The sequence below is a fragment of the Actinomadura mexicana genome (assembly GCF_900188105.1).
In the GTDB taxonomy this organism is placed as follows: domain Bacteria; phylum Actinomycetota; class Actinomycetes; order Streptosporangiales; family Streptosporangiaceae; genus Spirillospora; species Spirillospora mexicana.
In genome coordinates this window covers 62280-74755 of the sequence record NZ_FZNP01000019.1, presented here as the reverse complement: position 1 = coordinate 74755, position 12476 = coordinate 62280, and the positions used below count along the sequence as shown (strand labels likewise).

General features: G+C 72.5%; 12 protein-coding genes. 3 read left to right on the top strand and 9 right to left on the bottom strand.

Features of this window, described 5'->3' with window-relative positions; genetic code table 11:
- Nucleotides 1-60: 60 nt before the first annotated feature.
- From CHC11_RS34360 to CHC11_RS34335, 6 genes are read right to left on the bottom strand one after another with little or no spacing between them, the layout of a single operon-like run.
- Nucleotides 61-984 carry a class I SAM-dependent methyltransferase gene (locus CHC11_RS34360; RefSeq protein WP_089316051.1) on the bottom strand — a complete coding sequence of 308 codons (924 nt, stop codon included), beginning with the start codon at nt 982-984 and terminating at the stop codon, nt 61-63.
- Nucleotides 981-1979, bottom strand: a complete 999-nt coding sequence (rfbB, locus tag CHC11_RS34355; protein ID WP_089316050.1) for a dTDP-glucose 4,6-dehydratase — start codon at nt 1977-1979, stop codon at nt 981-983. Before rfbB ends, CHC11_RS34360 begins: the two co-directional genes overlap by 4 nt.
- Before the next feature lie 37 nt (nt 1980-2016).
- Nucleotides 2017-2973: a homocysteine S-methyltransferase family protein gene (locus tag CHC11_RS34350; protein WP_218826364.1), complete on the bottom strand. Its 957-nt coding sequence runs from the start codon at nt 2971-2973 to the stop codon at nt 2017-2019.
- Between the two features lie 17 nt (nt 2974-2990).
- Complete coding sequence (locus CHC11_RS34345; RefSeq protein WP_089316049.1) at nt 2991-4109, bottom strand: trans-sulfuration enzyme family protein; 1119 nt, start codon at nt 4107-4109, stop codon at nt 2991-2993.
- Nucleotide 4110: 1 nt separating this feature from the next.
- Nucleotides 4111-5418, bottom strand: coding sequence for an aminotransferase class V-fold PLP-dependent enzyme (locus CHC11_RS34340; protein ID WP_089316048.1), 1308 nt, complete (start codon nt 5416-5418; stop codon nt 4111-4113).
- A complete protein-coding gene (locus CHC11_RS34335; RefSeq protein ID WP_089316047.1) occupies nt 5411-6208 on the bottom strand; it encodes a hypothetical protein in 798 nt (265 codons plus the stop codon). The genes CHC11_RS34340 and CHC11_RS34335 overlap by 8 nt, the downstream gene beginning before the upstream one ends.
- A 278-nt stretch (nt 6209-6486) precedes the next feature.
- Here CHC11_RS34335 and CHC11_RS34330 point away from each other — a divergent pair, with 278 nt between their 5' ends.
- The 3 genes from CHC11_RS34330 (at nt 6487) to CHC11_RS34320 (ending at nt 9115) form a co-directional block, all read left to right on the top strand.
- Complete coding sequence (locus tag CHC11_RS34330) at nt 6487-7839, top strand: nucleotide sugar dehydrogenase (RefSeq protein ID WP_089316046.1); 1353 nt, start codon at nt 6487-6489, stop codon at nt 7837-7839.
- An 81-nt stretch (nt 7840-7920) separates the two neighbouring features.
- Complete coding sequence (locus CHC11_RS34325) at nt 7921-8829, top strand: formylglycine-generating enzyme family protein (RefSeq protein WP_089316045.1); 909 nt, start codon at nt 7921-7923, stop codon at nt 8827-8829.
- A gap of 10 nt (nt 8830-8839) precedes the next feature.
- Entirely contained in the window at nt 8840-9115 is a 276-nt protein-coding gene (locus CHC11_RS34320; protein ID WP_089316044.1) for a MoaD/ThiS family protein, read from the top strand.
- A gap of 33 nt (nt 9116-9148) precedes the next feature.
- Here the strand turns inward: CHC11_RS34320 and CHC11_RS34315 are convergent, their stop codons facing one another.
- The 3 genes from CHC11_RS34315 to CHC11_RS34305 form a co-directional block, all read right to left on the bottom strand.
- Nucleotides 9149-10288, bottom strand: coding sequence for a DegT/DnrJ/EryC1/StrS family aminotransferase (locus CHC11_RS34315; RefSeq protein WP_089316043.1), 1140 nt, complete (start codon nt 10286-10288; stop codon nt 9149-9151).
- A gap of 79 nt (nt 10289-10367) precedes the next feature.
- Nucleotides 10368-11555, bottom strand: a complete 1188-nt coding sequence (locus CHC11_RS34310) for a macrolide family glycosyltransferase (RefSeq protein WP_218826363.1) — start codon at nt 11553-11555, stop codon at nt 10368-10370.
- Between the two features lie 139 nt (nt 11556-11694).
- Nucleotides 11695-12447, bottom strand: a complete 753-nt coding sequence (locus tag CHC11_RS34305; RefSeq protein ID WP_089316042.1) for a class I SAM-dependent methyltransferase — start codon at nt 12445-12447, stop codon at nt 11695-11697.
- Nucleotides 12448-12476: the final 29 nt, after the last annotated feature.

The following is a 12476-nucleotide window of genomic DNA, read 5'->3' as shown; positions in this document are numbered from 1 at the left end:
CCTGACCTGCCTGTGGTCTCCGGTCATCCGGCGCCGGGGAGGGAGGAGGGTTCACGAACCTCATCTACGACCCCGAACTGGACGAGTGGCTGGTGATGTCGACGTTCGAGCACGGTCCCGGGCGGGGGCGACGGCCCGGATGATCAGCGCCGTCGACGGCAGCGTGAACGCCCCACCGCCGGAACGGTAGGGCTCGGTTGCGTCGGCGAAGGCTCGCCACGTGCCGGGGTCGTCCGCGGACCCGAAGCGCTCCGCGAGCTTCTGCAGCAGCATCGGCGGCGTCACGGCCTTGGTGAAGGCGACGCACTGCTCGACGGAGTCGAACGGGAACCGCGCGACGAACTCGGTCACCGCCACGTCCGTGAACCCCGCCGCGGCCACCTCGGCGGCGAGCCGCTGCGGGTCGGCCATGCTGAACGGGCCCGGCATGCCCGGCGGCGGAGGCGGCAGTTCGAGCCGCTCGCTCAGCACCCGGAAGCCCAGCGAGATCGCCGGTGCGCCGGGCGCCTCGCTCCAGACCGCCGCGGCGAGCACGCCCCCGGGGACCAGGAGCCGGGCGAGACCGCGGAAGGCGGCGACGCGGTCCACCGCGAACATCAGCCCCCAGCGGCTGACCACGACGTCGAACGAGGCCGCCGGCAGGTCGATGGACTCCACGTCCGCCTCGGCGAACTCGATGTTGGGCGTGCCCTCGGCCCGGCGCCGGGCCAGGTGGAGCATCGACGGGGAGATGTCCACTCCGGTCACCCGCCCGGTGGGCCCCACCCGCCGGGCCGCCGTGAGGGCGGGCTCACCGTGCCCGGTCCCGACGTCGAGGACCGCGTGGCCCGCCCGCACGCCGCCGAGGTCGAGCAGCCGCTCCGTCACCGCGGCCGCTCCCAGCTCGAACCGCTCCTGCGCCGCCTCCCAGTTCGAGCTGAGGGCGTCCCAGGAGGCCCGCTGCCCCTGCTTGACGTCGGCCGGGTCGATGTCCGCGGCCGTCACGAGTTCACCTCCACGTCCCGCGGTACGTGCATGGTGAGCGGCTCCCACCACTCGCGGTTGTCCCGGTACCAGTCGACGGTCTCCGCGAGGCCGGCCATGAGGTCCCGGCACGGCCGGAACCCGAGCTCCGTCGCGATCTTCGAGCAGTCCATCGCGTACCGGCGGTCGTGCCCCTTGCGGTCCTGCACGTACGACACCGCGTCCCAGCCCGCGCCGCACTGGGCGAGCAGCCGGCCGGTCAGCTCGCGGTTGGTCAGCGGAACGCCGCCGATGTTGTAGACCTCGCCCGCCCGGCCCCTGGTCAGCGCCAGGTGCACGGCGCGGCAGTGGTCGTCGACGTGGAGCCACTCGCGGACGTGCAGCCCGTCGCCGTACAGCGGCACCTTCCCCCCGTCGAGCAGCTCGGTGACGAACAGCGGGACGATCTTCTCGGGGAACTGGTACGGGCCGTAGGTGTTGGAGCCCCGGGTGATCCGGACGTCCATCCCGAAGGTCCGGTGGCAGGCGAGCACGATGAGGTCGGCCGCGGCCTTGGACGCCGCGTACGGGTTGCCGGGCGCCAGCGGGTCCCGCTCGCTCCACCGCCCCGTCCCGATCGGCCCGTACACCTCGTCGGTCGACACGTGCACGAAGGGGGCGGTGCCGTGGCGCCGCGCCGCCTCCAGCAGGGTCTGGGTGCCGAGGACGTTGGTGACGACGAAGTCCTGCGCGCACCGGATCGACCGGTCGACGTGGGACTCCGCGGCGAAGTGGACGATCGCGTCGTGGCCGGCGACGAGATCGTCGACCACCGCGGCGTCCGCGACGTCCCCGTGGACGAAGGCGAAGCCCGGCGCGCGGCGCACCGGGGCGAGGTTGGCCGGGTTGCCGGCGTAGGTGAGCTTGTCCAGCACGGTGACCTGGTGCTCGCCGCCGCCGGTCCGCCCCGGGCCGAGGAGCCGGCGCACGTAGTGGGACCCGACGAATCCGGCGCCGCCGGTCACCAGGATCCTCATGAGCCGGTCCGCGCTCGGCGAGGGGCGCCGCGGACCCTCATCGCCCGCTCCGGAGCAGCCGGTCGTGGGCCGCGGCCAGATGGTCCGGTGTCGTGCCGCAGCAGCCGCCGACCACGTCCAGGGAGAACTCCGCGTCCCAGCGGGCGATCAGATCGGCGAACTCGTCGGGCCCCAGCGCGGCGGGGACGTGCCGGTCGACGTGCGCCGAACGGGGGATGCCGTCGCGGTCCTCGATGTTGGGGTAGGCGCCGATCGGGCCCGAGCAGGCGTCCCGCAGCGCCCGCAGCGCCGTCTCGGTGTCGGCCGGAGCGGTGCAGTTGACGAGCACGGCCTCGGCGCCGTCCCGTTCGACGGCGCCGGCCGCGTCGGCCAGCTTCTCCCCCGACAGCAGCCGGGCGTCGGCGTCGCACACGAAGCCGACCCAGGCGCGGGCGCCCGCCCGCCGCGCCTCCTCCAGCGCGATGCGCGCCTCGCGCTCGGAGTTCATCGTCTCGATCAGGACGAGGTCCACGCCCACCCGCACCAGCTCCGTCGCCAGCCAGCGGTGCTCGGCCCGCAGTTCGTCGTCGGGGGGAACCAGGTCGGGCCGGTAGCAGTCCTCGACGGGACCCACGGAGCCCGCGATCCGCGCGCGGTCCGCGTCCTCCCGGCCGACCGCCCGCCCTTCCTCGCCGGCGCGCACCGCGGCCTGGGCCACGCCGACGGCGGCGTGCACCATCCACGCGAGGCCGGCGTCGAAGAGGCCGAGGCGGCTGAGCGCCCGCAGGTTGCACCGGAAGGTGTTGGCGGTGATCACCTGCGCTCCGGCGCCCAGGTAGCCCTGGTGGATCCCCCGCAACCGCGTGCGGTCGGCCTCGGAGTTCATGGCCCGGACGGTCCACCACGGCCCGTCGACGCTCATACCGGCGCGCTGCAGTTCGGTCGCGGTCCCGCCGTCCAGCCGCACGGGTCCGCCGCTTCCGGACCGACGGCCCCCAGACAGGTCGTTCATCATGTCCATCCCTCCGCAGTTCAGAGCGCGTCCATCAGGTCCCGCACCAGGTCGGCCGGGTCCTCGATGCCCGCCGACACCCGAATGAGGTTGTCCGAGATGCCCAGCGGCCCCCGGATCTCGCGGGGGACGGAGGCGTGGGTCATCATGGCGGGGCACTCGATGAGCGAGCGCACGCCGCCGAGGCTGACCGCGCACGCGTACAGCCGCACCCGGTCCAGGAGCTTCTCCGGATCGCCGAGGTACTCGAAGCTCAGGATCGACCCGGGCGCCGACATCTGCCGGGCCGCCACCTCGTGCTGCGGGTGCTCGGGCAGCCCCGGATAGTGGACGGCGCCCACCCGCTCGCACCCGCGCAGCGCGGCGGCGATCGCCTCCGCGTTGCCGACCTGCCGGGCCGCGCGCAACGAGAGCGTCTTCAGCCCGCGATGCACCAGGAAGCAGTCGAAGCCGCCGGGCACGCTCCCCGTGGTGGTGCGGTGGGACGACAGCTCGCGGTGCAGTTCCTCGTCGTCGTAGACCAGGGCGCCGCCGATGACGTCGGAGTGGCCGGCGATCGACTTGGTGGTGCTGTACAGGGTGATGTCGGCGCCGAACCGCAGCGGCTGCTGCAGCGCCGGACCGGCGAGGGTGTTGTCCACCACGACGCGGGCGCCGATCCGCCGGGCCCGCTCGCACACCACCGAGAGGTCGGCGACCTTCAGCAGCGGGTTGGTCGGCGCCTCCACCCAGACCATGTCCACGTCGTCGCCGAGCGCGGCGTCGAGCGCGGGCGGGTCGGTGAGGTCGACGTGGTCCACGGTGACGCCGTACCGGCCGAGGAGCGCGAACAGCGACCGGGTGCCGCCGTACACGTCGTCCGAGGCGATCAGCCTGCGGCCGGCGCGGAGCAGGGACAGCGCCGTCGTCCCCGCCGCCTGTCCGGAGCCGAAGGCGAGGGCGAAGCGCGCGTCCTCCAGCCCCGCCAGGCAGCGTTCGAGGGCCTCGCGCGTCGGGTTCTCGCCGCGCGAGTAGAAGTAGCGCAACGGATCCTGGACCCGCCGCTCGAACGTCGCCGCGACATGGACGGGCGGCACCACGTCTCCGGTGACGCCGTCGGGTTCCTGGCCGAGGTGGACCAGCCTCGTGTCGAAGCGCATGTCACAGGAACCGCGTGGTCGGGTGGTCGGTGGTCCACGACCCCGGCCGCACCGAGCGCAGGGCGTCGGCCAGGACGTCGATCTCGTCGGCGGTGTTGTAGACCGCGAACGACATCCGCACGGTCCCGAGCAGGCCCATCTCGTCCAGGAAGGTGCTGGCGCAGTGCACGCCGCTGCGCACGGCCACGCCGTGGCGGTCCAGATGCCCGCCGACGTCGTAGGGGTGGATGCCGTCGACGACGAAGGACACGATCCCGCTGGGCGCGGCGGCGGGGTCGCCGACGACCCGCACGCCGCGGATCCGCCGAAGCGACTCGACCGCGTGCCGCACCAGCGCCTCGTCATGCCGCCGCACGGCGTCCCAGCCGAGATCGCGGACGTACCGCAGCGCGGCGGCCAGGCCCACGGCCCCCGCCACGTTCGGGGTGCCCGCCTCGAACCGGGCGGGTACGGGAACGTAGCGGACGGGCTCGGTGTGGCTCACCCCCTTCACCGTTCCGCCGCCGACCTGGTACGGCGGCAGCTCCGCGAGCAGGTCGCGCCTGCCGTACAGCACCCCGGTGCCCATCGGGCCGTAGGCCTTGTGCCCGGAGAAGCAGTAGAGGTCGGCGTCGAGTCCGCGCACGTCCACCGGCGCGTGCGGCACCGCCTGGGCGCCGTCCACGACGACCGGGACACCGCGCCGGTGCGCCTCGGCGATCATCTCGCGCACCGGGTTGACGGTGCCCAGCACGTTGGACACGTGGGCGACGGCGGCGATCCGGACGCGGGGGCCGAGGACGGCGGCGAAGGCCGCGGCGTCGACGGCGCCCCGCTCGTCGACGGGGGCGACCACCAGCTCCGCTCCCGCCCGCTCGCAGAGCCGCCGCCACGGCAGCAGGTTGGAGTTGTGCTCCATGCCGGTGACGACGACCTGGTCCCCCCTGCCGACCAGCCGGGCGCCCAGGCCGTCCGCGATCAGGTTCACCGCGTCCGTCGTGCCCCGGGTGAACACGATCTCGTCGGCGTGCTCGGCGCCGAGCGCCTGCCGCACGGTCTCGCGCGCCTCCTCGTAGCGGTCGGTGGAGGCCATGCTCAGCCGGTAGTATCCGCGGCCCACGTTGCTGTTCGCCGTCGAGTAGTAGTCGACGAGCGCGTCGAGGACCGCCCGCGGCTTCTGCGCCGTCGCGGCGTTGTCGAGGTAGACGAGCGGCTCGCCGCCTTGCGCGGTCGCCAGGATCGGGAAGTCGTCCCTGATGGATCTGGGAAGGAACGCCTGGTCCGCGAGCCGTACCGGAGATCCCCCTCCTTGCGGCATCACGTCAGTCATCCGGACTCCTCTCGGGCTGGAACAGGCTCGTGAACGCGTCGAGGAATCGCACCGGGAACTCGAAGACCTTCTGCTCCGGGTACGGGCGGCGGGCCGGCGCCAGGTAGCCGGGGTCGCCGGGTCCCGGCAGCCCGCCCGCGCCGTCCAGGAGGTGCGGGCCGTAGAAGAACCAGCAGATCTGGCCGATCTGCTCGGTGAACAGGATCGGATGCACGTCCCGGGAGTACGTGTGCATGTGGCAGAAGGCCGCGAGGAACTCTCCCTTGGGGCCGAACCCGTTGCCGAGCATCACGTGCCCGAAGATGTCGTGCACGGCCCGGAACAGGTCGTTGTGGCAGAACTCCACACCGTCGACCACGACGCCCGACGGCCCGGACAGCGGATGGTCCCCGGCGGCCGGCGACGGCCCGTGGCCCGAGCTGGTCAGGTAGACGTGGAGCCGCCCGGTCCGGTGCACGCTCTCGCGCAGGTGCCGCGATCCCTCGTACGGCTGCCCCTCTCCGAGCCACGGGGCGATCTCGATGCCGGCCTCGACGATCGACCGGAACTGCCGGAGGTTCTGGCGCTTCAACCGGTCGTAGCGCCGGCGCAGCCCCGCGCCGTCGCCGCGTAGGGGCGCGCGGTCGTAGTGCGCCGCCACGGCCCGGCAGTAGTCCTCGTCCAGCCGGACCGCGGTACGGGCCAGCCGGGCGATCGAGGGGCCGTGCCCGCCCGCGGGGGCCCACTGGTCGGCATGGCGCTGTGCCAGCGAGGACAGGTCGACGCCGGCAGGGCGTTCCTCGGTCACCATCTCCCGTTCCGGAGGTCACGAGCGCGAGGTCACTCACTTAACTATCATATAGCAAGTGATCGGACGACTCCAATGACCATGTCCAGAAGATCCCCAGGACGGGCAGCGGTCGCCGCTGCGGACCGGCGGCCTCGCAGGCCAGTCGGGGACATAATCACTTTAGTAATATATTGTAACTATGCTCGGCGGCGCCGGAGCCGATCGGCGGCGTCCAGGGGCCGCGCGCACGCCCGACCCGGCCACCGCGGAAGGCGCGGAGAACGACGAGGAAGGCGACCATGGAATTCTTGTCAGATTCTCCCCACCCGCGGATCGCGATCCTGGGCTTCGGCTACATCGGCTCGTGCCTCGGGGTCGCCCTGGCCGAGCGCGGTATGAGCGTCGTCGGCATCGACAGCGACGCACCGATGATCGCCGAACTGCGGGCCGGCCGCTGCGCGATCCCCGAGCCCGGCCTGGCCGAGGCGCTGGCTCCGCTGGTCGCGAGCGCGCGGCTGGCGTGCACCACCGACTACGACGCCCTGCGGGACGCCGACGTCGTGCTCATCACGGTCGGTACGCCCGTCGACGGGAACGGCGCGCTGCTGACCGCGCAGCTGGAGGAGGTGTGCCGGCAGCTCGCACTGCGGCTGCGCGCCGGCCAGCTGGTCATCCTGAAGAGCACCGTCGCCCCGGGGACCACGCGCACGCTGGTCGTTCCACTGCTGGAGAGCAGCGGCCTGGCCGAGGGCCGGGACTTCGGCCTCGCCTACTGCCCGGAGCGGCTGGCCGAGGGGGACGCGCTGGCCCAGGTGCGCGAGCTGACGGTCATCGTCGGCGGGTGCGGCCCCGGCAGCACGGCGGCGGCGGCCCGGTTCTGGAAGGCGGCGCTGGGCGTGCCCGTCCGGATCGTGCCCACGGCCGACATCGCCGAGATCGTCAAGCTGGCCAACAACTGGTGGATCGACGCGAACGTCGCGATGGCCAACGAGCTGGCCCGGTTCTGCGCGCTGTTCGAGGTCGACGTGATGGAAGTGATCGCCGCGGCGAACTCGCTGCCGAAGGGGGACGGGCGGGTCAACATCCTGCGGCCCGGCGCGGGCGTCGGCGGACCCTGCCTGACCAAGGACCCGTGGATGACCTGGCGTACCGCCCGCGACCGCGGCGTCCGGCTGCGGACGGTGGAGACGGCGCGGCACGTCAACGACGCCATGCCCGAATACGCCTACGAGGTCATCAGGGACGGCCTCGCCAAGATGGGCAAGGACCTGGCGTCGGCGCGGATCGCCGTTCTCGGCGCCGCCTTCAAGAACGACACCGGCGACCTGCGCAACACCCCCGTGAAGGGGGTCGTCCGGGCCCTCCAGGCGGCCGGCGCGGAGGTACGGGTCTTCGACCCCCTCGCCGAGAAGGAGCGGATCCGGTCGGAGGTGGGCGGCTCCCCCGCCGCCGACCTCGATCAGGCGGTGCGGGGCGCCGACTCCGTCGCCTTCCTCGCCGGGCACCGGCAGTTCCGCCAGATCGACCTGGAACGGCTGCGGCGGCTGGTCGCGATGCCGTGCCTGATCTTCGATGGGCGCATGCACTACCGGGCGGAGACCATCCGGCGGCTGCGCGACCTCGGCTTCGGCTACCGCGGGATCGGGCGGTGAGCCATGGCGCGGGCGACCTTCGAATGCTATATCTTTATATAGTTTCTGCTCGATGAGAACCATCGTCTACGGGATGGCGCTGTGGCAGACCACGAGACGGCGACGCGCGGCGGCGTGGAGGCCGCGGAATCGGTCCTCATCGAAGGAGCGGCATTCCGGCTCGGATCGCCGGAGTGGGTGCTCGACTGGCTGGCGGAACAGGACCAGCCCTTCCCCACGCCCTGGTTCCGCGACGAGACCCCGCAGACGCTCGTGGAGGTCGCGCCGTTCGTGATCGACCGCTACCCGGTCACCTCCGGCCGGTACGCGGCCTTCGTGGAGGCCACCGGGTACCGGACGGTCGCCGAACGCCGCGGCTGGAGCCTGGTCTACGGCGCCGACTACTGGCAGGGGACGCCCGGCGCGTCCTGGCGCCGTCCGGCCGGGCAGGACACCGGCTACGCGCCGCCGGACGACCACCCCGCCGTCCACATCGCCGTCGAGGACGCCGAGGCCTTCGCCGCGTGGGCGGGCGGCCGGCTTCCGACGGAGGCGGAGTGGGAGCTTGCCGCGCGCGGCCCCGAGTACCGGCTGTGGCCGTGGGGCGACGAATGGTCGCGCGAGCTGACCAACACCACCGAGCTACGGCTGGGCGACACCACCCGCAGCGCCACCGAGTGGCGCGCGTGGTGGAAGGAGGTCCAGGGCGGCCAGGGCCCGATCCCGCTGACCACCCCGGTCGGAAGCTTCAGCCCGCACGGCGACAGCCCGTACGGGGTGTCGGACATGGCCGGCAACGTCTACGAGTGGACGGCCTCGCCGAGCCGGCTCTACGGCCCGTCGCCCGACTGCGACGAGTCGCTGCTGACCGTGATGGACCGCTTCCGCGTCATCCGCGGCGGCTCCTGGATGAACCTGCGTTTCCAGGCCCGGACCAGTGAGCGCCTGCACGGCGACCCCACCGGCTGGGCCTGCTTCGCCAGTGGTTTCCGATGCGTCCGCGACCCGTGAGGATGCCCCCATGCCCCACCTCATCGTCCCCGGCAGCTGGCACAACGTGACCTCCGGCAAGGTGCGCTCGGAGCTGCCCGCGGCCGACCTGCGCGAGCTCCTGGAGACGTTCGTGCGCTCGCACCCGGAGGCCGGCTACCGGCTCTACTCCCCCGCCGGCGAGCTGCTGCCCTACCACCTGTTCCTCGTCGACGGCGAGCAGGTGCCCAACACGACGCCGCCGGGCGACGTCGCGCTCACGCCCGGCAGCCGCGTCGAGATCATCCCGCCGCTGGCGGGAGGCTAGCCGCCGCGGCCGGCCCCGCCCGCCCGGGGTGTGTCACCAGCCCGACCTGATCGTGTCCGCGATGTGGCCGCGCTCCTCCTCCGACAGCCACCAGCCGACGGGCACGTAGACCACGCGGTCGTGCACGCCGTCCAGGCCCGGCAGCTCCTCCCGCGCCGCGGCGACGCAGCTGTGGGCGTCGTTGCGCCGCGAGATCATGCTCGTCATGATCCCGGCATCGGCCATCTTCCGCATGAAGGACGTGCGGTCCGCCACCTTCAGCGGGTACGCCCAGAACGAGGGCTCCCGGTCGTCGGCCCGCTCGGTGTGCTCGACGCCCGCGATCCCCGACAGCTCCTTGTCGTAGAAGGCGGCATTGCTCCGCGTCCGGGCGAGCAGGCCGTCGACGATCTCCAGGTTGGACAGCCCTATCGCGGCGGAGATGTCGTTCATCGGGAAGCGGTAGCCCCATTCGGCGACGTCGTAGTCGCCGTGCACCCGGTCGGCCTGCCGCTCGATGCCGAGCCAGCGGCGCAGCCGGGCCCGCCGGTGCAGGTCCTCGTCGGGAAGCACGATCAGCCCGCCGCTTCCGCAGGTGAGGATCTTGATGGCGCCGAAGCTGTACACGCAGACGTTCCCGTGGTTGCCGAGCGGCGCCCCCCGGTAGGTCGCGCCCCACGCCTGCGCGCAGTCCTCGATCACCACGGGACGGAATCCGTGGGCCTGCTCGGCCCGGTCGACGATCTCGCGCAGCCGGTCGAGGTCCACCGGATAGCCCAGCCAGTGGACGACGACGATCGCGCGGGTGGCCGGCGAGATCTTCGCGGCGAGGTCGCCGAGGTCGATCGTCAGCGTGGCCGGATCGACGTCGACCCAGCGCACGCGCAGCCCGTGGGCCAGGATCGGCCAGTTCGTGGCCTCGAAGGTCAGCGGCGTGCTCAGCACCTCGCCCGGACCGCCGGCGGGCTGGGCCGTCGCGGGGAACCGATCGGGGTCGGCCACCATGCTGAGCGCGAGGTGAAGGCCGGAGGTGCCGCAGTTGACCGCGAGGACGCGGGGGTTGCCGAGGCGCAGCGCCAGGGCCTTCTCGAACTCCGCCATCTTGGGTCCGTGCTCCAGCCGGCCGCTGTCGAACACCTCGGAGATCCGGCCGAGCGCGTCCGGCGCCATCGCGACCTTGAACAGCGGAATCATCGCGGACTCCCTCTCGCTGGGACGACGCCCGAGCCATTTGATATCGATTTTTAAAGTTACGGCGCGGTCTTCGTCCCGGTCAACGTCCCCGTGCCAGATAGGCTTCGATCACGTCGGCGGCGCGGGCCGCGCCGCCGGCCCGCGCCGTGTGCTCCCGCATGCGGCGCACCCGTTCCAGCGTGGCCCGGTCCCCCGCCAGTTCCTCCACCGCCTCGCGCAGCCGCGCGCCGGTGAACTCCGCCGCGGGGACCACCGTCCCCAGCCCCAGCTCGCCCACCCGCCGGGCCATCGGCTTGACGTCGAACGTGAACGGCACGACGACCATGGGCCGGCCCGCGATCAGGGCGTCCATCACGGCGCCGATGCCGCCGTGGGTGACGAGCAGGCGCGCGTGTTCGAGCACGGCGGGCAGGGACACCCACCGGTGCGCCTCGACGTTCGGAGGCAGGGGGCTGAGGTCGTCCGCTTCGACCCGGTCCCCCAAGGCCATCACCACGTGCCAGGGCGCGCCCTCGAACGCCTCCGCGCACTGCCGGTAGAAGTCGGGATGGTCGTTGAAGGTCGTCCCCAGCGAGATCAGCACCACCGGCGAGCCGTCTTCCGGGGGGCGCCACGCCCCGGGCCGCCCCTCGTGGGCGGCCGAGCGCCCGACGAAAGCGAACCTCTCGTCGAAGGTGTCCGCCGCGATCTGGAACTCGCGCGGGATGAGGACCAGGTTGAGGTCCTCGACGCGGTCGGCGAACTCTCCGGCCCGGTCCCGCAGGCCGTACTCGGCGAACAGGGCGCCCAGCCTCGCGTCGACGACGCCCCGCGTGTGCTCGTCGACGCCGCCGGTCTCCTCGATCATCTCCCGCGAGTAGGAGTACGCGTGGTTGGAGGCGAAGCCCGGGTTGATCCGGCAGGCGGGGCGCTTCCAGGCGGCCGCCAGCACCTGGCCGGCGATGATCGGCACTTCTCCGTACAGCACCAGGTCCGGCGCGTCCCCGGCGTAGTGCGCCTGCGCCGCCCGCAGGATCGCCTCGTTCTCGGCGAGGTACAGCATGTGCGGCCGGGCCGGGTCGTCGTCCGCGAACGCCTCGGCCGCGCCGGAGGCCCCCGACTCGTACGGGACCGCCTTCGCACCGGCCCGCTCGACCAGCCCGGCGTACTCCGGCGACGTCACGTAACCGACGTCGTGCCCGCGCCGGACCAGCTCCGACACCACCGGAAGGGTGGGGAGGACGCTGCCGTGATTGGCGACATTGACAAGGGCGATTCGGTAGGCCACTGCTGAACACCGCCAACGCTCGAAACCGTGCGTCCGGTGCACCGATGACCCCGAGGCGACCGTTCCCCCCGCAGGGCGCGCCGAACGCTCCGCTATGGCGACAGCATCGAGCTATAACTATATTAAAGTCAAGTAACGACTATCCGGACCGGTCGGTGCCGCCGGCGCGGACGCCGACGAAGAGCCCGGGGCTGTTCGGGCGGCCGTCGGCCAGCGAGAAGCCGGGCACGAACTCGACGGTGCAGCCGGCCCGCTCGAAGGCCGCCTCGTAGCGTTCCCGGGGAAGCAGGTACTTGACGATCACGTCGGTGAACTCCCGGAACCCGGACGAGTCCACGATCATGAACCTGATCTCCACGCGGCTCCTGTCCCCGTGTCTCGCCGAATGCGTCATCCGCGAGACCACCTGCCCGTCCTCCCGGAACAGGTGCCCGGCGGCATGTCCGTCGAGGAAGTTGTCGGGGAAGTACCACGGTTCGACGACGAGGACCCCGCCCGGTGCGACGTGCGCCGACATCCTGGCGACCGAGTCGGCAATCTGCTCGGGCGACTCCGCCTCGGCGAGCCCGCTGCCCATGCAGATGACCACGTCGAAGGTCCGGTGGAGCTCGAAGTCGCGCATGTCGCCGGGGTGCACGGCGACGCCGGGCAGCCGCCCGCGCGCGACGTCCCGCATGGCGGGCGAGTGGTCGAGCCCCTCCACGTGGTCGAAGTGCTTGGCGAGGTTCTCCAGGTGGGCGCCGGTGCCGCAGGCGACGTCGAGCAGGGAACGCGCCCCCGGGAACCTGTGCCGGACCAGACGGTTCACCCCCTCGGCCTCCGCCTCGAAGTCCTTCCCGCGGCTGCGGAACACGGGATCGTAGAGTTCGGCGTGCGCCGCTCCGTAGCTCATCAGGCGTCCTTCACGATGGATCGGGGCGA

What these genes read in the sequence shown, in the direction of transcription:
- CHC11_RS34330 (WP_089316046.1), top strand. Translation starts at nt 6,487, where the DNA reads ATGGAATTCTTGTCAGATTCTCCCCACCCGCGGATCGCGATCCTGGGC.
- CHC11_RS34340 (WP_089316048.1), bottom strand. Translation starts at nt 5,418, where the DNA reads ATGACTGACGTGATGCCGCAAGGAGGGGGATCTCCGGTACGGCTCGCG.
- CHC11_RS34320 (WP_089316044.1), top strand. Translation starts at nt 8,840, where the DNA reads ATGCCCCACCTCATCGTCCCCGGCAGCTGGCACAACGTGACCTCCGGC.
- rfbB (WP_089316050.1), bottom strand. Translation starts at nt 1,979, where the DNA reads ATGAGGATCCTGGTGACCGGCGGCGCCGGATTCGTCGGGTCCCACTAC.
- CHC11_RS34335 (WP_089316047.1), bottom strand. Translation starts at nt 6,208, where the DNA reads ATGGTGACCGAGGAACGCCCTGCCGGCGTCGACCTGTCCTCGCTGGCA.
- CHC11_RS34305 (WP_089316042.1), bottom strand. Translation starts at nt 12,447, where the DNA reads ATGAGCTACGGAGCGGCGCACGCCGAACTCTACGATCCCGTGTTCCGC.
- CHC11_RS34345 (WP_089316049.1), bottom strand. Translation starts at nt 4,109, where the DNA reads ATGCGCTTCGACACGAGGCTGGTCCACCTCGGCCAGGAACCCGACGGC.
- CHC11_RS34350 (WP_218826364.1), bottom strand. Translation starts at nt 2,973, where the DNA reads ATGATGAACGACCTGTCTGGGGGCCGTCGGTCCGGAAGCGGCGGACCC.
- CHC11_RS34315 (WP_089316043.1), bottom strand. Translation starts at nt 10,288, where the DNA reads ATGATTCCGCTGTTCAAGGTCGCGATGGCGCCGGACGCGCTCGGCCGG.